Origin of the sequence: Nocardia sp. BMG111209, from assembly GCF_000381925.1 — a bacterium.
Taxonomy (GTDB): Bacteria; Actinomycetota; Actinomycetes; order Mycobacteriales; family Mycobacteriaceae; genus Nocardia.
In genome coordinates, this window is sequence record NZ_KB907307.1 from 3,908,864 (window position 1) to 3,933,765 (window position 24,902).

21 protein-coding genes are annotated in these 24,902 nt (G+C 68.2%); 14 read left to right on the forward strand and 7 right to left on the reverse strand.

Going from position 1 to position 24,902, the window contains the following annotated elements:
- The first annotated feature begins 13 nt into the window (after positions 1-13).
- The 8 genes from tcuA (at position 14) to G361_RS0118005 (ending at position 8,864) form a co-directional block, all read left to right on the forward strand.
- Entirely contained in the window at positions 14-1,498 is a 1,485-nt protein-coding gene (gene tcuA, locus G361_RS0117970) for an FAD-dependent tricarballylate dehydrogenase TcuA (protein ID WP_019928492.1), read from the forward strand.
- The gene (locus tag G361_RS0117975; protein WP_019928493.1) at positions 1,495-2,364 is read left to right on the forward strand and encodes an oxaloacetate decarboxylase; all 870 of its coding nucleotides are present in this window, start codon (positions 1,495-1,497) and stop codon (positions 2,362-2,364) included. The genes tcuA and G361_RS0117975 overlap by 4 nt, the downstream gene beginning before the upstream one ends.
- On the forward strand, positions 2,361-3,137 hold the full coding sequence (locus tag G361_RS0117980; protein ID WP_019928494.1) for an N-acyl homoserine lactonase family protein: 777 nt from the start codon (positions 2,361-2,363) through the stop codon (positions 3,135-3,137). Before G361_RS0117975 ends, G361_RS0117980 begins: the two co-directional genes overlap by 4 nt.
- A 175-nt stretch (positions 3,138-3,312) precedes the next feature.
- On the forward strand, positions 3,313-4,962 hold the full coding sequence (locus tag G361_RS0117985) for an ABC transporter substrate-binding protein (protein ID WP_019928495.1): 1,650 nt from the start codon (positions 3,313-3,315) through the stop codon (positions 4,960-4,962).
- Between the two features lie 22 nt (positions 4,963-4,984).
- The gene (locus G361_RS0117990; RefSeq protein ID WP_019928496.1) at positions 4,985-5,944 is read left to right on the forward strand and encodes an ABC transporter permease; all 960 of its coding nucleotides are present in this window, start codon (positions 4,985-4,987) and stop codon (positions 5,942-5,944) included.
- Positions 5,941-6,834, forward strand: coding sequence for an ABC transporter permease (locus tag G361_RS0117995; RefSeq protein WP_019928497.1), 894 nt, complete (start codon positions 5,941-5,943; stop codon positions 6,832-6,834). Before G361_RS0117990 ends, G361_RS0117995 begins: the two co-directional genes overlap by 4 nt.
- A gap of 1 nt (position 6,835) precedes the next feature.
- On the forward strand, positions 6,836-8,527 hold the full coding sequence (locus G361_RS0118000; protein WP_019928498.1) for an ABC transporter ATP-binding protein: 1,692 nt from the start codon (positions 6,836-6,838) through the stop codon (positions 8,525-8,527).
- A gap of 151 nt (positions 8,528-8,678) precedes the next feature.
- Positions 8,679-8,864: a hypothetical protein gene (locus G361_RS0118005; RefSeq protein WP_019928499.1), complete on the forward strand. Its 186-nt coding sequence runs from the start codon at positions 8,679-8,681 to the stop codon at positions 8,862-8,864.
- Between the two features lie 6 nt (positions 8,865-8,870).
- On the opposite strand, the gene G361_RS0118010 is transcribed toward G361_RS0118005, so the two are convergent.
- On the reverse strand, positions 8,871-10,403 hold the full coding sequence (locus tag G361_RS0118010; protein WP_019928500.1) for a molybdopterin-dependent oxidoreductase: 1,533 nt from the start codon (positions 10,401-10,403) through the stop codon (positions 8,871-8,873).
- A 161-nt stretch (positions 10,404-10,564) separates the two neighbouring features.
- Between G361_RS0118010 and G361_RS0118015 the strand changes: the two genes are divergently transcribed.
- Positions 10,565-12,031: an MFS transporter gene (locus tag G361_RS0118015; protein WP_019928501.1), complete on the forward strand. Its 1,467-nt coding sequence runs from the start codon at positions 10,565-10,567 to the stop codon at positions 12,029-12,031.
- 90 nt (positions 12,032-12,121) lie between these two features.
- Here G361_RS0118015 and G361_RS0118020 read toward each other — a convergent pair whose 3' ends face one another.
- Entirely contained in the window at positions 12,122-12,604 is a 483-nt protein-coding gene (locus G361_RS0118020; RefSeq protein ID WP_019928502.1) for a MarR family winged helix-turn-helix transcriptional regulator, read from the reverse strand.
- A gap of 167 nt (positions 12,605-12,771) precedes the next feature.
- On the opposite strand from G361_RS0118020, the gene G361_RS0118025 reads away from it, so the two are divergent.
- From G361_RS0118025 to G361_RS0118045, 5 genes are all read left to right on the forward strand, one after another.
- Positions 12,772-14,889 carry a molybdopterin oxidoreductase family protein gene (locus G361_RS0118025; protein ID WP_019928503.1) on the forward strand — a complete coding sequence of 706 codons (2,118 nt, stop codon included), beginning with the start codon at positions 12,772-12,774 and terminating at the stop codon, positions 14,887-14,889.
- The gene (locus G361_RS50380) at positions 14,882-15,235 is read left to right on the forward strand and encodes a hypothetical protein (protein WP_019928504.1); all 354 of its coding nucleotides are present in this window, start codon (positions 14,882-14,884) and stop codon (positions 15,233-15,235) included. The genes G361_RS0118025 and G361_RS50380 overlap by 8 nt, the downstream gene beginning before the upstream one ends.
- A gap of 16 nt (positions 15,236-15,251) precedes the next feature.
- Positions 15,252-17,726: a nitrite reductase large subunit NirB gene (nirB, locus tag G361_RS0118035; protein WP_019928505.1), complete on the forward strand. Its 2,475-nt coding sequence runs from the start codon at positions 15,252-15,254 to the stop codon at positions 17,724-17,726.
- Positions 17,723-18,034, forward strand: coding sequence for a Rieske (2Fe-2S) protein (locus tag G361_RS0118040; RefSeq protein ID WP_019928506.1), 312 nt, complete (start codon positions 17,723-17,725; stop codon positions 18,032-18,034). The genes nirB and G361_RS0118040 overlap by 4 nt, the downstream gene beginning before the upstream one ends.
- A 191-nt stretch (positions 18,035-18,225) precedes the next feature.
- Positions 18,226-19,548 carry a lipase family protein gene (locus G361_RS0118045; protein WP_231386911.1) on the forward strand — a complete coding sequence of 441 codons (1,323 nt, stop codon included), beginning with the start codon at positions 18,226-18,228 and terminating at the stop codon, positions 19,546-19,548.
- An 81-nt stretch (positions 19,549-19,629) separates the two neighbouring features.
- Here the strand turns inward: G361_RS0118045 and G361_RS0118050 are convergent, their stop codons facing one another.
- From G361_RS0118050 to G361_RS0118070, 5 genes are all read right to left on the reverse strand, one after another.
- Positions 19,630-20,964 (reverse strand): lipase family protein, encoded by a 1,335-nt coding sequence (locus tag G361_RS0118050; RefSeq protein ID WP_231386912.1) that lies wholly within the window; start codon positions 20,962-20,964, stop codon positions 19,630-19,632.
- 580 nt (positions 20,965-21,544) lie between these two features.
- A complete protein-coding gene (locus G361_RS0118055; RefSeq protein ID WP_019928509.1) occupies positions 21,545-21,835 on the reverse strand; it encodes a hypothetical protein in 291 nt (96 codons plus the stop codon).
- A gap of 34 nt (positions 21,836-21,869) precedes the next feature.
- Positions 21,870-23,540, reverse strand: coding sequence for a hypothetical protein (locus G361_RS0118060; RefSeq protein WP_155981485.1), 1,671 nt, complete (start codon positions 23,538-23,540; stop codon positions 21,870-21,872).
- A gap of 87 nt (positions 23,541-23,627) precedes the next feature.
- The gene (locus G361_RS0118065; protein WP_019928511.1) at positions 23,628-24,065 is read right to left on the reverse strand and encodes a hypothetical protein; all 438 of its coding nucleotides are present in this window, start codon (positions 24,063-24,065) and stop codon (positions 23,628-23,630) included.
- A 10-nt stretch (positions 24,066-24,075) separates the two neighbouring features.
- Complete coding sequence (locus G361_RS0118070) at positions 24,076-24,813, reverse strand: hypothetical protein (RefSeq protein WP_019928512.1); 738 nt, start codon at positions 24,811-24,813, stop codon at positions 24,076-24,078.
- Positions 24,814-24,902 lie beyond the last annotated feature (89 nt).

Sequence of the window (24,902 nt, forward strand, 5' to 3'; positions counted from 1 at the left end):
GAGGGAATTCGCTTTGTCTGCACAGGAATACGATGTCGTCGTGGTCGGCGCCGGTAACGCCGGCCTGGTCGCCGCGCTCGCCGCGCACGAGGCCGGGGCCCGGGTACTGGTCCTGGAGGCCGCCGGGCACGCGGAACGCGGTGGCAACAGCCGGTTCTCGGGCTCGATCTTCCGGGCGACGCACGACGGCTTGGCGTCGATCCGGCCGATTCTCGCCGATCCGGACGAGAACATCCTGAGCCGGGTCTCGGTCGCCGCCTACACCCGCGAGGACTACATCGGCGATTGGATGAGCACCTCGCAGGGCCATCCGCCGCGGGAACTGGTGGAGACGGTCGTGGACCGGTCCTTCGCGACCCTGCGATGGATGCGCGGCCACGGCGTCGAATGGGAACTGACCGCCGACAAGTTGTTCGATCTCGACCACCTCGACAAGGTGTACGCGCTGACCCCCGGCGGCGCGATCCGGGTCCGCCACGAAGGCGTCGGTCTGGTGGACGCGTTGTTCGCGGCGGTGGAGAACGCCGGTATCGACATCCGGTACGACGCCCCCGCGCACGACCTGATCACCCGCGGCGCCACCGTCGACGGCGTCGTGGTCCGCCACGCCGATCGGTACGAACAGGTGCGCGGCGCGGTCGTACTCGCCAGCGGCGGCTTCGAGGCGAATCCGGAGATGCGGATGCGCTACCTCGGTCCCGGCTGGGATCTGGTGAAGGTGCGCGGCACCCGGTTCAACATGGGCACGATGCTGGTGAAGGCGCTCGCCGCGGGTGCGCAACCGGCCGGGCACTGGGGTGGCTGCCACGCCAGTCCACAGGACGCCGCGCATCCGCCCGTCGGCGACCTGCGCCTGACCGACAAGCTCGCCCGGTACTCGTATCCTTATGCGCTGCTGGTGAATTCGGACGGCCTGCGCTTCGTCGACGAGGGCGAGGACCAGGTGTTCCTCACCTACGCCAAGACCGGCGGCGCGATCCTGCGGCAGAAGGGCGCGGTCGCGTACCAGATCTTCGATCAGCGGACCGCACACCTGCTGGAGCCCCGGTACCGCACCGGCACCCCGGTCACGGCGGACACCCTCGCGGAACTCGCGGCGCTGCTGCACATTCCGGCGGACACGTTGCTCGCGACGGTCGACGGCTTCAACAAGGCGGTGGTCGCCGACGCCGACCTGCGCTTCGACCCGATCAGCCTGGACGGGGTGGCCGCCTATCCGGAAGGCCAACCGCCCAAATCGAATTGGGCCGTCGCCCTGGACCGGGGGCCGTTCGTCGCCTATCCGGTGACCTGCGGCATCACCTTCACCTACGGCGGCCTGAAGATCGATACCGCGGCCCGGGTGCTCGATGTCACCGGGCAGCCGATGCCCGGTCTCTACGCCACCGGTGAGATCGCCGGCGACTTCTTCCACCACAACTACGCCGCCGGCGCGGGCCTGATGCGCGGCGCGGTGTTCGGGCGGATCGCGGGCACCAACGCGGCGGCCGCGTCGTGAGCCGGCTGCGGGACCTGCTCGAGCCGGGACGGCTGACGGTCATCCCGGGTGCGCCGAATGCGTTGACCGCCAGGGTGATCGAGGACTGCGGCTTCGACTGCCTCTACGTGACCGGCGCCGGGGTGGCGAACACCCATCTCGGCGTTCCGGATATCGGGCTGCTCGGCTTCGGTGAGCTGGTCACCCATGTCGCCGCGATCCGCTCCGCCGTCGACCTGCCGCTGATCGTGGACGCCGACACCGGATTCGGCAATGCGCTGAACGTGCGGCGCACCGTGCGGGAACTGGAACGGGCCGGCGCCGACGCGATCCAGTTGGAGGATCAGACCTTTCCGAAGCGCTGCGGTCATTTCGCGGGCAAGGACGTGATTCCGGTGGCCGAGATGGTCGCCAAGATCGGGGCGGCGGTGGATGCCCGGCACAGCGCCGACACCCTCATCGTGGCCCGCACCGACGCCCGCGCGATCACCGGTCTCGACGACGCCTGCGCACGAGCGAACCGCTATCGCGAAGCGGGAGCGGACATCCTGTTCGTCGAGGCGCCGACCTCCGAGGCCGAGATCGAGACCGTCGCGGCGAGGGTCGCGGGCCCGAAGATCCTCAACCTGGTGGTCGGCGGGGTGACCCCGATGCTGCCCGAAAAACGGCTCGCCGAACTGGGTTACAGCATCGTGCTGCACGCCAACCTGCCACTGCTGGCCGGATTGCGTGGCATGCAGGATGCCCTGAACCTGTTGCGGGACACCGGCTCCGTCGACGAGAGCCGCATCGCCACCTGGTCGGAACGGCAGCGCCTGGTGCGCCGCGCGGAATTCGAGGAGCTGGAGGCGCGCTACGCCACCGCGGACGCGGAGGTCCGACCGTGAACGAGGTCTACGCGATCAAATTCGGCGAACACCCCGGCGGTACCCGCGGCGAATACTTCCACGGCTGCGCCGCCGACCCCCGGGATCAGCGGATGCAACTGGACTACTACGTCTGGCTGGTCCGCACCCCGGCCGCCGATATCGTGGTCGACGCGGGTTTCACCGCCGAGATGGCGGAACGGCGGCGCCGCACCCACTTCCGCGCACCGTCGGCGGCGCTGGCCCTGCTCGGCGTGGACTGCGCGACGGTACCGAAGGTGGTGCTGTCGCATTTCCACTACGACCACGTGGGTGACGTCGGCGCGTTCCCGAATGCGCGGTTCGTCGTGCAGGAACGCGAAATGGCCTTCTGGACCGGCCGTTTCGCGTCCCGGACGGAATTCCACCGCCTCGTCGAGGACGAGGACGTGCTCCGGCTGGTCGAACTGGGACTCGCGGGCCGCCTCGAGTACGTCGACGGCGAGCGCGAACTCGCCCCCGGTGTCCGGGTGCACCTGGTCGGCGGCCACACCGCGGGCATGCAGATCGTCAGCATCGCCACCGCGCGCGGCACGGTGGTCCTGGCGGCGGACTCCTCGCATTTCTACGGAAACGTCTGCGGCGACGCCCCGTTCGCGGTGCACAACGACCTCCCCGGCATGTATCACGCCTTCGATCTGATGCACGAACTCGCGAGCTCCCCGGACCTGATCATCCCCGGCCACGATCCGGCGGTGCTGCACCGGTTCGACCCGGTCGACGGCCTCGCGGGCACGGCGGTGCGCATCGCCTGACCGACCCGCGGGTGAGGATCACCATGATTTCGTCCATTGATTTTCCGGCGGTGATTTCGCCGCGCAGGTGACGGCTGTGGATTGCGTTCCGGCGGCGACCGATAAGTTTTCGTTTTTTCATCCTGAAGCGAATCTATATTGATCGTAGCGTCCGATCCGGACACGCTCTGTTCCCATGTCACACGAACTCGCGCGACGGCGCTTCCTGGGCCTGGGCGCCGCGCTGGCCGGCGCCGGCGTGCTGTCGGCCTGCGGAAACGCCGGTGTGCCCGGCGTTTCCACGCGGGTACATCCGGCGCCGAAGCATGCCACGCCCGTCTCCGGCGGCCGGATCACCTATCTCAACGAGAAATTGATCGACGGATATCAGCAGCAGGCCACGGGATCGTGGCATGTCGCGCAGGTGTGGAACCAGATCGTCGAGCGATTGTTCTACTACGACGCCGACGGGAAATTCCGGCCGCACCTCGCCACCGCATTCACCGAGAACGACGCGCGCACCGAATTCGGGCTGACCATCCGGCAGGGCGTCACCTTCTCCAACGGTGAACGGCTCGACGCGGCCGCGGTGGCCGCCAATCTGAATCTGCTCGGCAAGGGCGACAAACAGCGCGGGATCGTCCGATCGGCGTACTTCCCGACCGGCTACGACACCGCCGAGGCGGTCGGCGACTACGAGGTCCGGATCCGGCTGGCCAAGCCGTTCGGCGATTTCATCCAGAAGCTCGGCGCCTGGACCACCGTCGGCATCGTGGCCCCGGCGACCGTCGCCGCGAGCCTGCGCGATCAGTCCGACCTGGGGAAGATCTCCGGCACCGGCCCGTTCGTGGTCGAATCCTGGTTGCCCGGAAAGGAAGTCGTGCTGCGCCGGCGCGACGACTACGCCTGGCCGCGCGCGGACGCGCAGCACGAGGGCCCGGCCCGGCTCGAGCGGGTGACCGTGCAACAGGTCATCGAGCCGTCGCTACGCGCCGGATCGCTCGAGTCCGGGCAGGTGGACATCGTCCACTATGTGCAGCCCGTCGAGGAGCCGTTCGTCGCCGCCGGTTTCCAATTGATCGCGCCGACCTTCTTCGGCAGCGTCTGGGGGCTCCAATTGCGCCTGACCGCACCGTATCTGGACGATATCCGGGTCCGGCAGGCGCTCACGCACGGGATCGACCGGCGCGAGATCCTCACGACCAACTACCCCAGTGGCGCCTGGACCGAGGCGAAGTCGACCTTCAACGATGTCGTCCCCGGCACCCTGGATCTGCGCGAGAAGTTCGCCTACGACCCCGATCTCGCCGGGCGGCTGCTGGACGAGGCCGGCTGGACCGGACGCGACCACGACGGCTATCGCGTTCGCGACGGTGCGCAGCTCAGCTTCCTCATCTACCCCTCGGTCTACATCACGACCTCGCAGGCGGATCTGCAACTGATCGCCCAGCAGTGGAAGAAGATCGGGGTGCGGCTGGTGATCGAGAGCAGCGACTTCTCCACCTACAACGCCGTCACCGCGCAGCCGAATGTGCCGCTGTACGAGAACCATTGGCTGGCCGGGAGTCCGACCGAGATGTGGCGATGGTGGCACAGCTCGCAGGGCAACCAGTTCAAGAAGCCCGGCGCCGAACTCGACGACCTGCTGGACCGGCTGGCGCAGGCGAAGTCGGAGCAGACCCGGACCGAGGCGTCGAAAGCGGTGCAGCGGTATGTCATCGACAACGCCTACTACATCCCGGTACACGAGTTCCGGCAGACCTGGGGCGCCGCCGATCGGCTCCGGGACCTGCGCGTCGACGGACTGGGCCTGATCAGTTTCTACGACGCGTGGCTCGACGCGTGACCGGCCCGAGAGGCAGTGGGATATGAAGCAGTTACCGCAGTACGCGCGCTACGCGACCGCCCGGCTCGCCCAGGCCGTCGTCACGGTCCTCCTGGTCTATGTGTTCGTGTTCGTGATCGTGACGCTGTTACCCGGGGATCCGGTCTCCGATCGGCTGAGCAATCCCGAATACGGTTATTCCAAGGAGACCATCGAACAGATGCTGGCCTATTTCCAACTGGATCAGCCCATCCGGCAACAACTGTGGGTCGCGCTGGAGCGGCTCGCGCACGGTGATCTGGGCCTGTCCTACGCGTCGAACCTCCCGGTGTCGACGGTGCTCTGGACCGGTATCCCGGCGACATTGCAATTGGCCGCAACGGCTTTCGTGTTCGCGGTCGTGCTCGCCTTCACCATCGCCGTCGCCGCGTACTTCCTGCCGGGCCGATTCGGCGGCCCGGTGCTGCGCACCTTCCCGTCGCTGTTCCTGTCGGTGCCGAATTTCCTCATCGGCCTGATCGTCATCGACGTGCTGTCCTTCCAGCTCGGACTGTTCACGCTCAGCGACTTCCGCAGTCCCACCGCGCTGATCTTTCCCGCTGTGACACTGGCGATTCCGGCGTCGGCCCCGATCGCGCAGGTGCTGATCAGCGCACTCGACAACGCCGGTGCGCAACCGTATGCCACGGTGGCGATCTCGAAGGGTATCGGCCGATTCGGGTTGTTCACCCGGCATCTGCTGCCCAACGCCGCCCTGCCGACGACCACGATCGCGGCGATCATCGTCGGCGAACTGCTCGGCGGCTCCATCATCACCGAGGCGATCTTCGGCCGCACCGGTGTCGGCACCGTCATCGAGAAGGCGGTCACCGAACAGGATGTGCCGGTCCTGCAAGCGGCGGTGGTCCTGGCCGCCGTGCTGTTCCTCGCGATCAATCTGATCGTGGACCTGATCTATCCGGTGCTGGACCCGAGACTGCGCACGACGGAGGCTGCGAAATGACGATCACGACGAACCGGCCCGGCACCCGCGGCGAGGAGCAACAGGATCCGGTGGTGGTGACCGCCTCGGTACCGCGCGCACGCCGGCCGGTGCTGCCGGGGGCGTGGAACATCGCGACGATCGCGGCCGCGATCGTGGCCGTGGTGATCACGGCCTGGGCGATCGCCCCCGGGGTGTTCGCCGGTCACGACCCGTACGCGGGGGTGACCGCCGAGAACTTCCGGGCACCGTCGTGGGCACATCTCTTCGGCACCGATCAATTCGGCCGCGACATCCTCGCCCGGGTCGTCTTCGGCACCCGGTCGGCGGTGCTGACCGCCCTGCTCGCCGTCGGCATCGGCCTGATCGCGGGCAGCGCGGTGGGCCTGGTCGCGGGCTTCTTCGGCCGCCTCGCCGATGCGGTACTCGGCCGGGTGATCGACGCGCTGCTGGCCATCCCCGGCTTCCTGCTCGCCGTGATCGTGGTGGTGTCGATGGGTTTCGCGAGCGTGCATGCCGCTGTCGCGGTGGGTATCTCGTCGGTGGCGGTCTTCGCCCGGGTGATCCGGTCGGAGACCCTGCGGGTGAAGAACACCGCGTTCGTCGAATCGTCGCATCTCATCGGCGGCGGCCGGCTCGTCGTACTGTTCCGCCACGTGCTGCCGAACGTGTATCGCTCGGTGCTGGCGCTGGCGGTGGTGCAATTCGGCCTGGCCATCATCAACATCTCCGCACTGGCGTTCCTCGGCTACGGAAATCCGCCACCCAGCCCGGACTGGGGATTGCTGGTGGCCGACGGCAAGAACTTCTTCTTCCGCTACCCGTGGTTCGTCTACGCCCCGGGCCTCGTGATCGTGGCGTCCGTGCTGTCCCTGGGACAACTCGGCAAACTCGTCGGCAGGAACAGGTGACATGACCACCACGACAACAGATCTCGTGATCGACCCGCAGCGGGTGGCACCAGTCGCACCGTTGCTCGCCGTCCGCGACCTCACCGTCGCCTACGACGGAAAGCTCTCGGAACCAACGGTTTCCGGGGTCTCCTTCGAGGTGCCCGCGGGTGCGGCGGTGGCGATCGTCGGCGAATCCGGATCCGGCAAGTCCACCGTGGTGAACGCCATCCTGCGCCTGCTGGACCGGAGCGCCGCCGTCGGCGGTACCGCGGAATTCGCCGGCCGCGACGTATTCCGGTTGCCCGAGCGCGAATTCCGGCACATCCGCGGCCGGCGCATCGGTTTCGTACCACAGGATCCGACCTCCTCGCTGGATCCGGTGCGCCGCATCGACCGGCAGATCTTCGAGGCGTTCCGGGCCTCCGGCCTGCCGGAGTACGCCCAGCGGTCGCGATTCCCCGAACAGGCCGCCGCACTGCTGGATTCCGTCGGCATCGTGGCGCCGGAGCGCGCCCTGTCCGCCTACCCCCATCAACTCTCGGGCGGGCAGTTGCAGCGGGTGCTGATCGGTATCGCGATCGCGCAGCATCCCGATCTGATCATCGCCGACGAACCGACCTCCGCACTGGACGTGACCATCCAGAAGACCATCCTCGACCTCATCGACCGGCTACGCGCCGAGCGCGGGCTGTCGGTCCTGCTGATCACCCACGATCTGTCCCTGGCCGCCGAGCGGGCGGACCGGGTGGTCGTGCTGAACGCCGGCCGGGTCGCGGAATCGGGCCCGTCCGTGACGGTGCTGCGCGACCCCGAATCCCGATATGCCCGCACCCTGATCGACGACATTCCCAGCGTCGATCCCGACCGCTTCGCGGCCACGAAAGCGATACGGGCACAACCGGATACCGAGCCGGTGCTCTCGATGTCGGACGTACACAAGACCTTCGGGAACGGCCGGCACCGCACCGAGGCGCTGAAAGGCGTGACCTTCGACATCCCGGCCGGCCGCACCCACGCCCTGGTCGGGGAATCCGGATCCGGCAAATCCACGCTCGCCCGGATCGCGCTGCGCCTGGTGCAGCCGGACGCGGGCCGGGTGCTGGTGGCCGGCCGCGACCTCGCGCACCTGGACCGCCGGCAGCTGCGCGACGCACGCCGGAATCTGCAACTGGTGTACCAGAACCCCTTCCAGTCGCTGGACCCCACGTACACGGTCGCGCAACTCGTCGCCGAACCGCTGATCCGGTACCGGCAGGGCACCCGATCCCAGCGCCGGGAACGGGTCCTCGAGGTCCTGGACCTGGTCGGCCTCGAGGAGTCGTTCCTGACCCGCGGGATCCGCCGGCTCTCCGGCGGTCAGCGACAGCGGGTGGCCATCGCGCGAGCGCTGAGCCTCGGCCCGAAGCTGCTCGTGCTGGACGAGCCGACCTCGGCACTCGACGTCACCGTGCAGGCGCAGATCCTCCAGGTCCTGGTCGACCTCCAGGTCAAGGTCGCCGTGAGCTACCTGTTCATCTCCCACGATCTGAGCGTGGTCCGGCAGCTGGCCGATACCGTGACCGTCCTGCGACGCGGCGAGGTCCAGGAACAGGGCCGGACCGAGGACGTGTTCGCGAACCCGGCCGGCGAATACACCCGCCGCCTGGTCGAATCCATCCCGAAGTCACCGGCGCACAACCGGATCGGGTGCACCCCGGCAGGCCCGTCGTGAACCGGTGCCTGTGCGGCACGGTCGACCCCGTTCCCGGGACCGGGCCGATCTGCCCGTGAACCCGCGCCGGGCGAGACATGAACCTCCGCACCCCGAAATACGTGACAGGATGGGTCTGCCGGCAGTCGGCGACCGAGACGGAGGAGCGGCGATGCGCTGGGTGTGGTTGGTCATCGGAATTGTGCTCGTGCTCATGGGTGGTCTGTGGACCTTGCAGGGCCTGAACCTGCTCGGGCAGTCCGGCGGCATGAACGGGCAGGCGATCTGGGCCGTCATCGGCTTGATCGTGGTCGTAGTGGGTCTGGTCCTGGCGAGCCGGGGCGTGCGGCGACGGTAGCCGCGGCTACCCCACCCGGACGGAGATCGACGGATAACCCGAGGCACCGTCGGGTACGGTGTCCCGGGTTTCGGCCGTCTGCACCGCGCCGGTGGCGTCGGTGGCGCGGGCGCGGATCGTATGCTTCCCCGGCGTCGCGTCCCATCGGTAGACCCATTGCCGCCAGGTGTCGATCGAGTACTCCTGCGACAGTTGCGCGGGTTTCCAGTCACCGTCGTCGATCTGGATCTCGACGGCCGTCACGCCCCGCCGCTGCGCCCAGGCGATCCCGGCGACCGCGACCGGTCCCGCGGCCAGGGCGGCCGCCGATTTCGGGGTATCGATCCTGGCCTCGGTCTTGATCGGGGCGGTCACCGCCCACCCGCGCCGGACCCAATATCCGCGCGCCCGATCGAATCTCGTCACCTCGAGGTCGATCACCCATTTGGTCGCCGACAGATATCCGTACAGTCCGGGCACGACCAGCCGAGCCGGAAATCCGTGCGGAATCGGCAGTGGCTCACCGTTCATGCCGATCGCCAGCATCGCGTCCCGCCCGTCGGTCAACGCGCTCAACGGAGTTCCGGCGGTGAAGTCGTCGATGCTGGTGGACAGCACCATATCGGCCCCCGGCCGCACCCCCGCCTCCGCCAGCAGATCGGCCACCCGATAGCCGAGCCACCGCGCGGTACCGATCAGGTTGCCGCCCACCGGATTCGATACACAGGTCATGGTCAGCACGCGTTCGATCGGCCGCCGCGCGGCCAGATCGGCGTAGGTCAGGGTGATCTCGCGGTCGACCATCCCGTGGATCCGCAATCGCCAGTCGTCGGTCGACAGTTGCGGCACGGTCAGCGCCGTATCCACCCGGTAGAAGGCGGAATTCGGCGTGACGAACGGGGGCGGCCCGGGTACCACCGCTTCGACGGCGGCGGGAACGGGCGCCGCGGGCTCGGCCGGCACCGGCAGCCGGACCGCGGCCCGGTTGCCGGACACGTCCCGGGCCCGCGCGGCGAGCAGCCGGCCCGCCGCGCCGGTCGCCACCGCGAGCGTGCCGACGGCGACCAGCCCGCCGAGGAATCGACGCCGCGGTATCCGCGCCGATTCCGGCGCGGCGGAATCCGTTTCGGTGACCGCCTCGGATTCCGCGCGCCGGACCAGGAACCGTAACGCCACCAGCCCGCAGACACAGCCGATCAGGGTGGGCAGTGCGGAGGTCCACGTCGCGTGCGCACGCGTGCAGGCGGCGAGCACACCGGCCACACCGAAAACCACGAACAGCGCGGACCCGAGCGGCCGCGAGCGTCGTTCCAGCGCCCCCGCGGCCGCGGCCACCCCGACCGCCACCGCGATCATCACCGCGAACAGCAACAGTTTGTCATTGGTACCGAAGGTCCCGATAACCCATTCGCGCAGGTCCTGCGGGGTATTGTCGACCACCGCGGACCCGAAGGCGTCCAAGGGCGCGCTGCTGCCGCCCACCGGGACCGAAACCAACTCGGCCACACCGAGAATCGTCCCGGCGGACACGATTCCCATCGCCATGCGCAGACCGGCCACGAGATCCGAGCCTACCGGTGCGAGGGAACCACCGGGTGGACCGCACACCGGAAACAGACCACCCGGCCCCCTCACGCCACCGGCATGGTCACTCCAGAAGATAGACAACCCGAGTGATCATCACTTTGATAAGCAATCACCTTGGGTGCATACTTTTGCCCATGGATCGAGACATCACCCCGGCGGTCGCGCCGGCAGTACCCGACGTCCACCCCGATCGGCGGCGGTGGCTCGCCTTCGCGGTCGTACTCGCGGCCGGATTCATGGACCTGCTGGACACGAGCATCGTCAACGTGGCCGTGCCGAGCATCCAGCACGACCTGCACACCCCGTACGCGCAGATCGAATGGATCGTGTCGGCCTACGTGCTGGCGTTCGCGGCCGTGCTGATCACCAGCGGCCGGCTCGGCGACAGCTACGGCCGGAAGTCGTTGTTCCTCACCGGCATTGCCGGTTTCACGCTCACCTCACTGCTGTGCGGCGTCTCGGTCGATTCCGGCATGTTGATCGGATGCCGATTCGCCCAGGGCGCCTTCGCGGGGATGATGATCCCGCAGATCCTCGCGATCCTGCGCGTCACCTTCCCGCCGCACGAGCGGGCGAAGGCGATCGGGATCTTCGGTGCCGTCACCGGATCGTCGGTGGTCTTCGGGCTGGCCCTCGGCGGCGTACTGGTACAGGGGAATCTGTTCGGATGGCAGTGGCGGCCGATCTTCCTGATCAACGTGCCCGTCGGCCTCGCGGTGACGGTCATCGCGTGGTTCGCCGTCCGCGATTCCCGCGCACCCGTCCCACCCCGGCTGGATCCCGTCGGCGCGCTGCTCGCGACCACGGCGGTGGCCCTGCTGATCTATCCGCTCACCGAGGGCCGCCGATTGCATTGGCCCGCTTGGATCCTCGCGATGATCGCGGGCTCGGCGCTGCTCTCGGCGGTCTTCGTGATCGCCGAACGCCGACGCCACGTCCGGTTCGGCTCGGCACTGGTCGATTTCACCGTGTTCCGGTCGAGATCGTTCACGGCCGGGCTGACGATGTGGGGACTGTTCTGGGTCGCGGTGGGTGGATTCTTCCTGATCTGGACTCTTTTCATGCAGGCCGGGCTGGGCTGGACCCCACTGCGCGCCGGACTGACCGCCGCGACCTTCGCCGCCGGTGTCGGCATCGGCGCGGGCGTGGCACCGGAGAAGCTCGTCCCGAGGTTCGGCCGCGACGTACCGGTCGCCGGCGCCGTGCTGCTGGCCGCCGGATTCACCGTTTTCGCCTGGGCGACAGAGCATTTCGGCACCACGATCACCATCTGGGAGATCGTCCCGATCCAGGTGGCGTCCGGCCTCGGCTTCGGCATGGTGATCGCACCGACGCTGGATCTTCTGCTGGGACAGGTACCTTCGCGCGCGGCGGGCTCGGCGTCCGGACTGCTCAACACGATTCAGCAGATCGGCTTCGCCCTCGGCGTCGCGCTCGCCGGGGTGATCTTCTTCGGACGAGCCGAAAAGAGCACCGGCGGTGCGGAGTTCGTGCACGCCTTCGCATACGCCCTGCGCTACGTGATCGGCCTGCTGATCGTGGTTGCCGCCGGTTTCCTGGCCGTGCCCAGGACGGCGCAACCCGGATCGGCGGACGTATGACCGCCGCGGTGCGTCCACGGAGAGCGTCCTGGACCACGTGCGGGATTTCGTCGTCCCGCAGTGGCAGCGGCTGCTCGGGTCGGCCCGACGTCAGCGGCCCGCGGCGGGCGCGCCGGCCGTCAGTCCCGGATGCGGGATCAGGTCCAGGCCCGCGTCGCGGCTGACCCGCTGGAGCAGCGAGATCAGGGTCCGCACCTCGTCGCGATCCAGCCCGCCGAGCAGTTCGCTCTCCAATTCGTCGAGAAGCTGCTCGGCCTGGGCCTGCAACGCGCGACCGGCGGGCAGCAGGTGGACCGCGTGTGCCCGGCGGTCCCCGGGATGGCGCCGGCGTTCGACGAGTTCCCGCTGTTCCAGCTCGTCCACGAGCCCCACCATGACATTGCGGTGGACGTCGAGCGATTCGCACAGCTGCTGCTGACTCTGCCCGTCGCTGCCGGTCAGCAGGCTCAGCAGGCCGAACTGACGGGGTTGCAGGTGCAGCGGCGCCAGGACCTTCGTGAACTGCTCCTGCACGTGGAAGTCGAGCCGGCCGAGCAGGCAGACCGGGTGATGGAACAGCGGCTGCGACGTCATCCTGCCGATGATACCGACAGGCGACAGCCATCTCCGGTGACAGTCACCTCGGATGCATGACGCATCCACGAACTGGCTCACGTCCGATCCATCAGGGCAATACCGCCGAAACGTGGGCTGCATACGGTGAGTTTGCCCGTAGTGATCGACTCGAACGGTTGATGCTCATGGTGGCGACACTGGTCCGGACACACTGCCCCTACTGCTCGCTCCAGTGTGGAATCACGCTGGAGGCCAACGGTTCCGGCGTCACCCTGGCGCCGCAGCCGGACTTTCCGACCAATCGCGGCGGGCTGTGCGCGAAGGGCTGGACGGCGGCGGAACTGCTCGGCCATCCCGAGCGGCTGACCACGCCCCTGGTCCGCGACGATCGGCACAGCCCGTTGCGGCCCGCGAGCTGGGACGAGGCGCTGGACCGGGTCGCGCGGGAGTTCCGGCGGGCCCGGGCCGAGTACGGCCGCGACAGCGTGGGCTGTTTCGGCGGCGGCGGACTCACCAACGAAAAGGCTTATCAGCTCGGCAAATTCACCCGGGTGGTGCTCGGCAGCTCGGCGATCGACTACAACGGCCGGTTCTGCATGTCGGCGGCGGCGACCGCGGCGCAGCGGGCCTTCGGCGTGGATCGCGGCCTGCCGTTCCCGCTGTCGGATGTCGCCGAGGCGGATGTGGTGCTGCTGGTCGGCGCCAATCCCGCGGACACCATGCCGCCGGCGATGCGATTCCTCGACGAATGCCGGGCCCGGGGCGGCCGGATCATCGTGGTGGATCCGCGGCGGACCGCCACCGCGGCCCAGGCGGATCTACATCTGCAACCCGTGCCGGGGACGGATCTCGCGATCGCGAACGGCATGCTGCACATCGCGGTTCGCGAGGGGCTGCTCGACGAGACCTATATCGCCACGCGCACCACCGGTTTCGCGGCGGTGCGGCGCGGGGTGCGGTTGTACTGGCCCGATCGGGTGGAGCGGATCACCGGGGTGACCGAATCCGATCTGGTCGCGGCGGCCCGGATGGTCGGCCGCGCGCAGCGGGTTGTCGTACTCACCGCGCGCGGCGCCGAACAGCACAGCACCGGTACCGACACCGTGTCGGCGTTCATCAATCTGGCTCTGGCGCTGGGTCTTCCGGGCCGCGAGTACTGCGGCGTCGCCTCGATCACCGGCCAGGGCAACGGGCAGGGCGGCCGCGAGCACGGGCAGAAGGCCGATCAGTTGCCCGGCTACCGGCGGCTCGACGATCCGGTCGCGCGGGAGCACATCGCCGCGGTGTGGGGTGTGCCGGCGGACTCCCTGCCGCAGCCCGGCCGGTCCGCGTACGAGATGCTCGACGCGCTCGGCACTCCCGGCGGCGTGCGGGCCCTGTGGGTGCTGGCGTCGAACGTCGCGGTGTCCGCGCCGAATGTCGGGCAGATCCGGGAACGGTTGCGGCAGCTGGACTTTCTCGTCGTCTCCGATATCTTCCGGTCCGAGACAGCGGAATCGGCCGATGTGGTGCTGCCGATCGCGCAGTGGGCGGAGGAGTCCGGCACGCTGACCAATCTGGAGGGGCGGGTGATCCTGCGCAACCGCGCGGTGCCGCCACCGCCGGGGGTGCGGACCGATCTCGAGGTCATCCGCGCCCTGGCGGAACGGCTGGACCACCACGGATTCCAGGACGATCCGGCGGAGGTGTTCGCGGAGCTGTGCCGCGCCAGCACCGGCGGCAAGGCCGACTACACCGGCATCAGCTACGAGCGGATCGCCGCCGAACAGGGCGTCTTCTGGCCGTGCCCGTCGCCGCGGCATCCGGGCACGCCGCGCCTGTTCACCGTCGACTTCCCCACCCCGGACCGCCGGGCGCGTTTCCACGCCGTCGAGCATCGCGGCGGCGCCGAGACGCCGGACGCGGAGTACCCGTACTACCTCACCACCGGCCGGCTGGCCGGGCACTACCAGTCCGGCACCCAGACCCGCCGGGTCGGCCGGCTGCGCGACGCCGAACCGGTGGCCACGGTGCAGTTGCACGGCTCGCTGGCGGTGCGCATCGGGGTCCGCGACGGCGATCCGGTCCGCTTGCGCACCCGCCGCGGCGTGGCGGTGCTGACCGCGCGGATCAGTCCCGACGTGCGCGCCGACACCGTGTTCGCCCCGTTCCACTGGGGCGGCGCCGAATCGGCGAACCTGCTGACCAACCCCGCCCTGGACCCGCACTCCCGGATGCCCGAATTCAAGGTGTGCGCGGTGGCGGTCGACAAATATGTCCCGGCCCACGATTCCGACGTCGAAGGCGAGCAACACGATGAATGACGGCAGCACCCCGCGATTTCTGCAGGGGGTATTCGAGTTCCGGGGCAAGGGTTTCGGCGAACCCGTCCCCCTCGACGAGTCGCTGCGCTATGTCGTACCGGCCGGTGCGACGACCCAGCCGGTGTACTTCCGCGGCGGCAACTCCGCGGACGAGATGATCACCGTCGCGCTGTTCCGCGACGGAAAACCGATGCGGTACTTCCCGATCGCGGCGAAGGGCTCGCTGCACGTCTCGCTGCGCGTGGTCGAGGAACTGCTCGGCGACACGGTCCTGGAGTTGCGGTTGCTGGCGCCCGCCGAATCCGCGGGCACCGTCGTCGTCGACCTCGGGCTGATCGAGATCTGACGGAAAGGACGACGACATGGACGCGCGGAACAAGCCGCGACTGGTGGTCATCGGTAACGGCATGGCCGGCGCCCGCGCGGTGGAGGAGATCCTCGCCCGCGGTGGCGCCGAGCAGTTCACGATCACCGTCTTCGGCGACGAGCCCTACGGCAACTACAACCGGATCCTGCTGTCGAATGTGCTTGCGGGATCCGATGATACGAGCGAGATCTATCTGAATCCGCTGGACTGGTACGCGGACAACGGGATCGATCTGCGCGCCGGTGTGCGTGCGGTGCGGCTGGATCGGTTCGCGCGCATCGTCCACGCCGACGACGGCACGGCCCTACGCTACGACCGCCTGATCATCGCGACCGGCAGCCGCTCGTTCTTCCCGCCGATCGAGGGCATGTGGGCCGACGACAAGACCTTGCTGCGCGGCGTTTTCGGCTTCCGCAGCCTGGACGACTGCCTGTCGATGATCGACGAGTCGGCGACCCGCACCCGCGCGGTGGTGGTCGGCGGCGGGCTGCTCGGGCTGGAAGCCGCACGCGGACTGCAACAACGCGGATTGACCGTGGATGTCGTGCACTCCCCCGCGACCCTGATGAACGCGCAACTCGACGATCCGGCCGGCGCGATCCTGCGCCGCTCGGTGGAGGACCTCGGCATCACCGTGCACACCGGCACCGCGACCACCGGGGTGCGCGGCGCGGACGGCTGCGTGACCGGCGTGACGTTCGCCGACGGCACCGGCGTCGACTGCGACATGCTCGTGGTCGCGGCCGGTATCCGCCCGAACGTCGGGCTCGCGCGCGGCGCGGGACTGACCGTGCAGCGCGCGATCGTGGTCGACGACCACATGCGGACGATCGACGACGACCGCGTCTACGCCGTCGGTGAGTGCGCCGAACATCGCGGGCAGGTGTACGGCCTGGTCGCCCCGCTGTGGGAGCAGGCCGTGGTGCTCGCCGACCACCTCACCGGCGCGAATCCGGCTGCGCGATACCACGGTTCGCGCACCGCGACGAAACTGAAGGTGGCCGGGGTGGACGTCGCCGCGATGGGCCTGAAGGCCCCCGAACGCCCGGACGACGAATTCGTGCAGTTCAGCGAGCCCCGCCTCGGTATCTACAAGACCATCGTCATCCGCGACGACAAACTGGTCGGCGCGACCCTGCTCGGCGACGTCCGCAAGGTGGCCTTCCTCATGCAGGCCTTCGACCGCGGCCTGCCGCTGCCGCCGGAACGGGTGTCGCTGCTGTTCGATCTCGGCACCCCGCCGGTCGAGGTCGGCGCGGCCGAATTGTCCGACGACGCACAGGTGTGCAACTGCAACGGGGTCAGCAAGGCCACCCTGGTGGCCTGCGTCCAGGGCGGTCAGCAGTCGGTGTCCGGTGTCATGGCGGCCACCCGCGCGGGCAAGGGCTGCGGCTCGTGCAAGAGCCTGGTCACGCAGATCGTCGAGTGGGCGGCCGGCGGCGCGGTCGCGGACGACCCGGCCGGCACCTGGTACGTCCCGGGTGTCCCGTATCCGAAACCGGAGCTGATGCGCCTGATCCGCGAACTCGAATTGCATTCGGTATCTTCGGTTTTCGCCGCACTGGTCCCCGACGGACGCGAGGACGCGCATTCCAAGATGGGCCTGGCGTCGCTGCTGCACATGATGTGGGGCGACGAATTCGTCGACGAACCCGACGCCAGGTTCATCAACGACCGCGTGCACGCCAATATCCAACGCGACGGCACATTCTCGGTGGTGCCGCAGATCCAGGGCGGCGTCACCACCGCCGATCAACTGCGCCGCATCGCCGACGTGGCCGAGCGCTACGACGTGCCGATGATCAAACTCACCGGCGGCCAGCGCATCGACCTGCTCGGCATCCGCAAGGAGGATCTGCCCGCGGTCTGGGCCGATCTCGGTATGCCCTCCGGATACGCCTACGGCAAGAGCTTCCGCACCGTGAAAACCTGTGTGGGAAGCGAATTCTGCCGGTACGGACTCGGCGACTCGACCGCGCTGGGCATCGCGCTGGAACAGCGTTTCCAGGGCATCCCCGGACCCGCCAAGATGAAACTGGCGGTCACCGGCTGCCCGCGCAACTGCGCCGAGGCGTTGTGCAAGGATCTCGGCGTCGTCGCCATCGAGGGCGGCCGCTGGGAGATCTACGTCGGCGGCGCGGCGGGGGCCCACATCCGCAAGGGTGACCTGCTCGCGACCGTCGGCACCCCCGCCGAGGTGATCACCCTGGCCGGACGCTTCCTGCAGTACTACCGCGAGAACGCCAACTGGCTCGAACGCACCTATGCCTGGGTGCCGCGCACCGGCATCGACACCATCCGCGCCGTCGTGGTCGACGACCGCGACGGCCTCGCCGCCGGCCTCGACGCCGCCATGCAGAAATCGGTGGACGCCTACCGCGAACCGTGGACCGATGCGCGACAGGACGATTCGGACCGGTACCGCACCGCGCTGCCGCTGATCGCGCTGCCTCGGGTGCCGGTGCGATGAGCGGGCACGTCATCGGCGTCCTCGCCGACATCCCGATCGGCGAGGGCCGCGCCTTCGTGGTCGACGGCCGCCAGATCGCGGTATATCGCATGCGGGACAACAGTCTGCGCGCCCTCGACGCGGCCTGCCCGCACCGCGGCGGCCCGCTGGCCGACGGCCTGCTCGACGCCGGCATCGTGGTCTGCCCGCTGCACGGCCGCGGCTACGACCTCGGCACCGGCGCCGAATCCGACGGCGGCCCACCGGCCTGCCCGCACACCGCCACCGCGGATGCCGACGGCACCGTCCGGGTGGTCCTCGGTCCCTGACAGCGGGTGAATTCCATTTCACCGAGCCCGCGTTTCTGATTGGGGCGGCTCACAATTCGAGTGGCTGTCGATTTGCGGGCAGGCACAGATGTGTGGTGCATGCGCGGCCGGGCTGTCGACTGTGGCTAGTGTGGACAAGTTCGTTCGAGCCGAGGAGAACGGTGAAAGCCCTTCTGGCAACAATAGTTACCGTGCTTGTCAGCCCCATGATGCTGCTGGCCGAGCAACCCGCCACCGCCCAACCACCCGACACCCCCATACCCGGAGCCCCGGGACCGTCGCCGCTACAGCAATGGATCGACAACACCGTCCCCGCATTGCCGTCGACGTCGCAAGACCCCGCCACGGAGCAGACCGCCCTGTGGAACGCCATCCAGTCCCCGCCCACCGACGACCCGTTCTTCGATGCCCGGCCCGAGAATCTCGACACCCTCGAGCCCGGCGGAATCATCGAATCGCGCGACGTCACCGGCGATACCGCCGCCCGGATGGTCACGCCGATCCGGCGGTCGCAACTACTGAAGTTCCGGACCACCTCGGCGTCGGGGACGCCGTCGTTCGGTACCGCGACACTGATCACCCCGGCCGCCGCGTGGGCCGGCCCGGGTCCGCAGCCGGTGGAGGTGGTCGCACTGCCGATCAACTCCCTCGGTGCGCACTGCACGCCGGGTTACCAACTGTCACACGGCATTCTGGACAAACCCAACACCGACATCACGGTGTTCCTGCCCTCCATCTGGTGGGCGCTGAGCCAGGGGCACGCGGTGCTGGTTCCCGACCACGAGGGCCCGCTGATGGCCTACGCGGAACCGAATGTCGCCGCGCACGTGATCCTCGACTCGATCCGTGCGACCCGGACGGTGAACTCGAACGAGTTCGCCGACAGCCGTTACGTGGTCAGCGGCTACTCCGGCGGGGCGATCGCCTCCTACGCGTCGGCGATGCTGCTGCACGAATACGCGCCGGAACTCGCGGATGTCGTGGCGGGTGTGGCCGCGGGCGGTGTGGTCACCGACAATCGCGATGTCGCCCACCGGTTCAACGGCAACATCTCCTCCGGCATCCTGTTGTCGGTGGCGCTCGCGGTAGCGCGCGAACATCCCGAAATGCTGCCGTACATGAACCATCTCGCGCAGTGGGTGGCGTCGTCACCGCTGAAGGACATCTGCGGCGATGCCGACGGGCCGCTCGGCGTGGTCGGCTTCCCGATGGACGTCATGGCGAATGTCGGTGACTCGCTGAACACTCCGATCGCCAACGAGATGTTCGACAAGCTGAATCTCGGCGACCGCACCTCGGCGGTGCCGCTGTACATCTACCACGGTGCGCTCGATCCGTGGATCCCGCTCGAGGACGCGCAGCGGACCGCGCGGGAGCAGTGCAGCCGCGGCGTGCCGTCCGTGTTCCGGGTCGTGCCCGGCGAGCACCTGATCGGTTACGCCACCGGCTCTCCCGGCCTGGACGACTGGATCCTCGCCCGGCTGCGCGGCGAACCGGCGCCCACCGACTGCTGAGTCGGACATCGCGTGAACGCGCCCCCGCTCACCCGGCCGTCGTGGCCGGAGCGGGGGCGCATTCGTCCGCGGAAAACCTTGTCACGCACATTCGTTCGGTGCGGGCTCACCGCGCAGCCGAGCGTCGATCCAATCTATCGAGCCCCCGGCGCCGTTGAGCATCGCGGCGACGTGTTCGCCTGGCACCGTGCGGAATTCCGCCGCGACTCCACGCGCGCACTGCGTGCGGTACATCCGCTGCGGCCCCTGGATCGGAATCCAGAAATCGTCGGCTCCGTGGTAGATGTACAGCGGCACAGCGGATGTGCGGCCGGTCAGATCGGTCCGGCGCTGAATCTCTTCGGAGATACCGCTTTCCAGCGGATGGTCGATATTCGCCGCGACCTCCATCGGGATGCCCACCGCACCGAGCGGCCCGTCGGCATCACCGCAGATGTTCTTCAGCGGCGAGGTTCCCACCCACTGCGCGAGATGATTCATGTACGGCAGCATGTCGGGATGTTCCCGGGACATCGCCAGGGTCACCGACAACAGGATCCCGGATGCGCTGTGCCCGTTGAACACATGCGCCACCGCACCGTAATCGGTCACCAGGCCGCCGATCGACGCCCCGACCAGCACGGTCGACAGTTCCGGCGCGTATTCGGGCAGCAGCATCGCCGTCGCGTACGAGGCGATCGCCCCGCCGGAATAACCGGTGACCGCGAAACGACTGTCGCCGAACCGATCCGGCGCCAGTGACCGGATCGCGCGAATGGCGTCCAGCGTCATGTGCCCGGCGACGGTCGGCTCGGCATACGCCATCAGCGGACCCTCGTGATCCGGCAGCAGCAGGACGTGCCCCTTGTTCAGCGCCGTGGCCACGCCCGGCAGGAACACGTTGAGCGCCTGATTGTCGTGCACGGCATGCGCGATCGTGTATCCGGGCGTGCAGCGCAGCCCCAGCGCATTGATCGGCAGCGTATCCACTTCCACCGGCCGCGGGCCCGGCCCGTTCCAGGCGGCGGCGGGCTCGAGCAGCGTCGCGGTACCGAACGACGGCGTCCCCGACGCGGAGGTGGACCGGTACTTCACGAGTGTCGCCCGCGCGATCGGCGCGTCGAACATGGTCGTCGCGCCGGCGGTGACGTTACGGGTCTCGATGACCTGACCGGGTACGAGCGCGTCGAGCCCCGCGGGCCAGGCGTCGAAGGTCGGATCCGTGGTCGGCGACGACAGGATGGCCTGCCACAGGGCCGCCTGCTCCGCGGCGGGCTGCTGCTGCGGCGGCGTCAGCGGTGGTGCGGGAATCGTGTTGTCGATCCACTCCTGTAATGGCGACGGTCCCGGGTTGTCCGGTGATACGGGTGCGGGTATGTCGGGTGGTTGGGCGGCGGCGGGTTGCTCGGCCAGCAGCATCATGGGGCTGACAAGCACGGTAACTACAATTGCCAGAAGGGCCTTCACCGTTCTCCTCGGCTCGAACGAACCCGTCCACACTAACCACCGTTCCCGGCCCGTTTCTCACCCGCAGCACAGCATCTGTGCCTATCCGGTACAAATCACTACACGAATTGTGAGCCACACCATATCGGCATGCGATACCGGGAATTTCGCTTGTTACCAGCCGTTCTCACCACATTATCGCTGGCTCACACCGCCGCCGGCGAGCTCGGAACATGCGTTGACGTGGCTGAACACGCTGCCCGACAGCATAATTCGACTACCGGAATGTTAGCCGGAATATCGGCTCCGCCGGATGTAACCGGAACGATCTCGGCCGAATGTCACCCCTTGCCCCGAGCAAGGCCGATTCTCGCCGGTTACACAGACTGTCACCAACGCGCCGCGAAGTACAGGAGCGACACCGAGAATGTGGACATCCGCGGCATATGTCCTCATCACGAGTAGACGTGAGCTACAACGCCGCACCGGAGCCACCGATCGGCGGAGGGCGATCGGACACGAACATCCCCGGGCTCGGCAGTCACCGATCCGGGGACGTTCGGTCGTTCGGCTATTTCTCGGGTCGGATGTGCATGTCGCCGTCGGTGACCGCGTAGACCGTGCCGTATCCGCGGGCGTGGTTCTGCTGGGCGTGGGTAGCGGGGTCCGGGTCGTCCGGTGCGGCCTCCGGTCGTGTTCCGGTTGCGGCACTTCGATTCTCGACCCGGTCGACCGCGACCTGATCGGCATCGCCGACCGAGTATGCCGCGACGGCTCCCGGTCCGGCCGCTTGCGGACCGCTCACCTGTGAACCGAAATTCTGGATTCCGTAATTCGACTCCGGGCGGTGGGAATCCGACATGATGTTTGTCTCCTTCGAATGTGTGGCGAACTGTTCACTGGGGTCCGATCTGGGCCGGGGGTGTGTGGACCTGGTGTGCGGTGGCGTCCGGCCCCGCTGCCTGCGGACCGTTCACGGTCGAGTTGAAGTTCTGGATCCCGTTGTTGACGGACTGCACGATCAGGTCGAACTCCTCGGTGTCGTAGCCGCGAGCCCGGAGCTCCGCCTGGACAACCGTCACCGCGCGCCTGCGCACGCTCTGGATGAAGCGCTCGACATCCGCTTCCTGGAATCGCTGTTGGAATTCCAGTTCGGCACCCAGTTCCCGGAGGCAGAGCTGCGGCGAATGGTCGACGACGCGGCCTGCATCGATCATGGTCCGGTACCACATTTCCCGGTATTTCGTGCGTGCCCAGGATTTCAGTCCCGATCCGCACTCCGCGACACCGTCGACCAGATCGGCGGGCAGCCCGGCAATTCCCTTCCCGAGGGCGATCACGACATCGGTCACCGGCTCGGGCGTCCGCAGCTCATCGATCCTGCGATACTCCGCCGCGATCGGCGGCAGCAGCACGGCCAGACCATCCATCTGCAGCAGATCACCCTGGACGTGCACCCGCAGGAAAACCGAGGAAACGACCTGGTACCCCCACAATTCGACCCGCGCCTCCAGATAATGCCGAAGCCGCTCGTGTGCCGCCAGATCCACCAGATCGGCCCAGTCCGGTCGCAGGACCGGACGTCCGATCCGCGGATCCCATTCCGCGAGCCGGCCGAACCACTCGGGCCAGGGGCGGGTGCGGCCTCCCGACCGGAACAGCCGGTCACCGACGATGAGCCGGCGCAGCGGGTCGCCCGGGTAGAGCGAACCCTGTCCGAGCTGGATCAGCCCGGCGGCAATCCGATGATGCAGATCGGGGGCCTCCATCGCATCGGCCCCGCGGCCCTGCTTGCGCCGTTCCGCGCTGGGCCGCAGTTCGACCGTATAGGACCAGTCACGCTTGTAGATTTCGGCTCCGGACCCGGCGAACGGACTGAATGTGCCGTACACGGTGTCCACTTCGGACGATCGGTTGCGCAGCCGCTCGAATACGCTCCGCAAGGCCGGGAACGCCGCGAGGTCCGTGCCCGCCGCGGTGAACAAGGCGGCTTCTCGGCGGAAATTCCAATAGTGGTGCGTCGCCCCGACCAGGATCCAGAGCGGTATCACGATGAATACCGAGGATTCGAACCGGAAATCTTCGCTGAGCGAGAACACGAGGTCGAACATCGCGATGAAAATGTTGCCGGCGACGAACCACACCAGCCACAGGGCCCAGCGCGAGCGACGCCGGGTGGCGGCTCCGGTCGACCCGTCGGGCCGCCGTCCGACCGCATCCCGCACCGATCCGACCAGCCCGAGGAACAATCGCAGCTGGAATATCGACAGCGCCACGAGGATCAGCCCCAGCGGAGAGATCACGAAACCCAGCAGACCGACACAGAGGAAGGCCGCTCCGGCCACCACCGCCCCGCGGCGCACCATCAGGCACTCGTGCAATATGCGCGCGCCGTCGACACCCAGATTGGGTGCGGGAACCCGATGCTGATTCTCCACCAGCTCACGAATGGCCGCGGCCCGGAATTGGCGGTCCCGAATCGCTGCCGCGCACAGATGTCGCGTGGCGTCGCCGGTCCGGGGTCCGGCGAGATCTTCGATCGAACTGCGCGGATCGGGCTCCGCCACCGTCACTCCGGCAGAGCGGGTTCCGTTGGGCTGCTGCAAGTTCCATGTGGTATCGGTCGGGCCCTGGTTCGGCATCATGCTGTCGTCTCATTCCGCTGTCGTCTGTGTGCGGGCGGTCCAGCGCACATGCTGATCACCGCCCTGCACCGCGAATGTCGTGCCCTTGTCGTGCGTCCAGTTCGTCTGCTCCAAGGACACGGGCCGGTCCTCCGGCAGCGCATTGCCGACGACGCGCGCGAGTTGGACGAGCGTCTCGCGGGCACGCGGGTCCTGCTGCAGTCGCTCGGCCAGCTCCAGAATCCAGAACCCGACCAGTTCCTGCCGCACCCCGTCGGGCGCGACCGCCTCCCGGACCCGGGCGGCGTTCTCGTCGAGGTGGGCCTCGACAGCCGTCATGCGATCCCGGCTGCCGCGCCGGAACAGCTCGACGACGGCCTGACGCGTCATCGGCCACAGATCCGTGGCCATCGCCTTCACCAAGGCGACGGCGCCTGCCTCCGCCAGAGCGGTCAATTCTGCTTCCACGGCTGATCTTTCAGGACTCGTCGGGGGTATGGATGTGCTGCGTGCCGTTCTGGGTGGCATAGACGACACCGCGTCCGGACGCCCGGTTGACCATCGTCGAGCGTTGCGGTGGTTCGTCGGCGCGGGTGGCCGGCGGCGTGGCGGTGGCATCCGGCGGCGAGACGATCACCGCACCGGACAGATGCAGCCACGCGGGCATCGTGGTCTCCTTCTCGGCCACCGCGACCCGATGGAACGTGCGGGGGTCGATGCCGGGATAGCCGTGCCCGATGGTCTCGTCGTAGAAATGCTGCGACAGCAGCACGGCCACCACCACCGCTTCCGGGGCCTGTGCCAGCGCTTTTCGCACCGGCGCCGCGTCGAGCAACCGCGCGAGCACCACCAGCGACCGACCGGCCGGCTCATCGGACGGCCCGAGATGGACATCACCGGCGTGCAGCGCCATCCGCACCCGGATCCGTTCCACCGTGGCCGCCGTCTCGTTGTGGGCTTCCAGCGCGGCCGAGAGCTCCCGCACCATCGGCTGAATCATGCGGAATTTCGAGGTGTCCGCGGGCACGATGACCCGCATACCGTCGCCCAGATCCTGACGCAGGCACAATGTCCAGTCGATTCCACTGTGCTCCACCGCATCTCGCAATATCTCGAACAGAACCTCCCGGATCCGCAGCAGCGCCGTGTTACCTCGCCCCCCGGAACCCTCGATATCGACTGCCAGCATCGCGCGATATTCCTGCTGTCGATTCATCCGAATCCTCCCGATACTCGGTCGGCTGTTGACGCTGACGGCAGCATCCCCGCCCTGCTGCCGATATCGACTATGGACCTATATTCGTC

Bases quoted from the DNA above. Each gene is read 5' to 3' on its own strand.
- G361_RS0117985 (WP_019928495.1), top strand. From the start codon at position 3,313: ATGTCACACGAACTCGCGCGACGGCGCTTCCTGGGCCTGGGCGCCGCG.
- G361_RS0117990 (WP_019928496.1), top strand. From the start codon at position 4,985: ATGAAGCAGTTACCGCAGTACGCGCGCTACGCGACCGCCCGGCTCGCC.
- G361_RS0117995 (WP_019928497.1), top strand. From the start codon at position 5,941: ATGACGATCACGACGAACCGGCCCGGCACCCGCGGCGAGGAGCAACAG.
- G361_RS0118000 (WP_019928498.1), top strand. From the start codon at position 6,836: ATGACCACCACGACAACAGATCTCGTGATCGACCCGCAGCGGGTGGCA.
- G361_RS0118005 (WP_019928499.1), top strand. From the start codon at position 8,679: ATGCGCTGGGTGTGGTTGGTCATCGGAATTGTGCTCGTGCTCATGGGT.
- G361_RS0118015 (WP_019928501.1), top strand. From the start codon at position 10,565: ATGGATCGAGACATCACCCCGGCGGTCGCGCCGGCAGTACCCGACGTC.
- G361_RS0118020 (WP_019928502.1), bottom strand. From the start codon at position 12,604: ATGACGTCGCAGCCGCTGTTCCATCACCCGGTCTGCCTGCTCGGCCGG.
- G361_RS0118025 (WP_019928503.1), top strand. From the start codon at position 12,772: ATGGTGGCGACACTGGTCCGGACACACTGCCCCTACTGCTCGCTCCAG.
- G361_RS50380 (WP_019928504.1), top strand. From the start codon at position 14,882: ATGAATGACGGCAGCACCCCGCGATTTCTGCAGGGGGTATTCGAGTTC.
- nirB (WP_019928505.1), top strand. From the start codon at position 15,252: ATGGACGCGCGGAACAAGCCGCGACTGGTGGTCATCGGTAACGGCATG.
- G361_RS0118040 (WP_019928506.1), top strand. From the start codon at position 17,723: ATGAGCGGGCACGTCATCGGCGTCCTCGCCGACATCCCGATCGGCGAG.
- G361_RS0118055 (WP_019928509.1), bottom strand. From the start codon at position 21,835: ATGTCGGATTCCCACCGCCCGGAGTCGAATTACGGAATCCAGAATTTC.
- G361_RS0118070 (WP_019928512.1), bottom strand. From the start codon at position 24,813: ATGAATCGACAGCAGGAATATCGCGCGATGCTGGCAGTCGATATCGAG.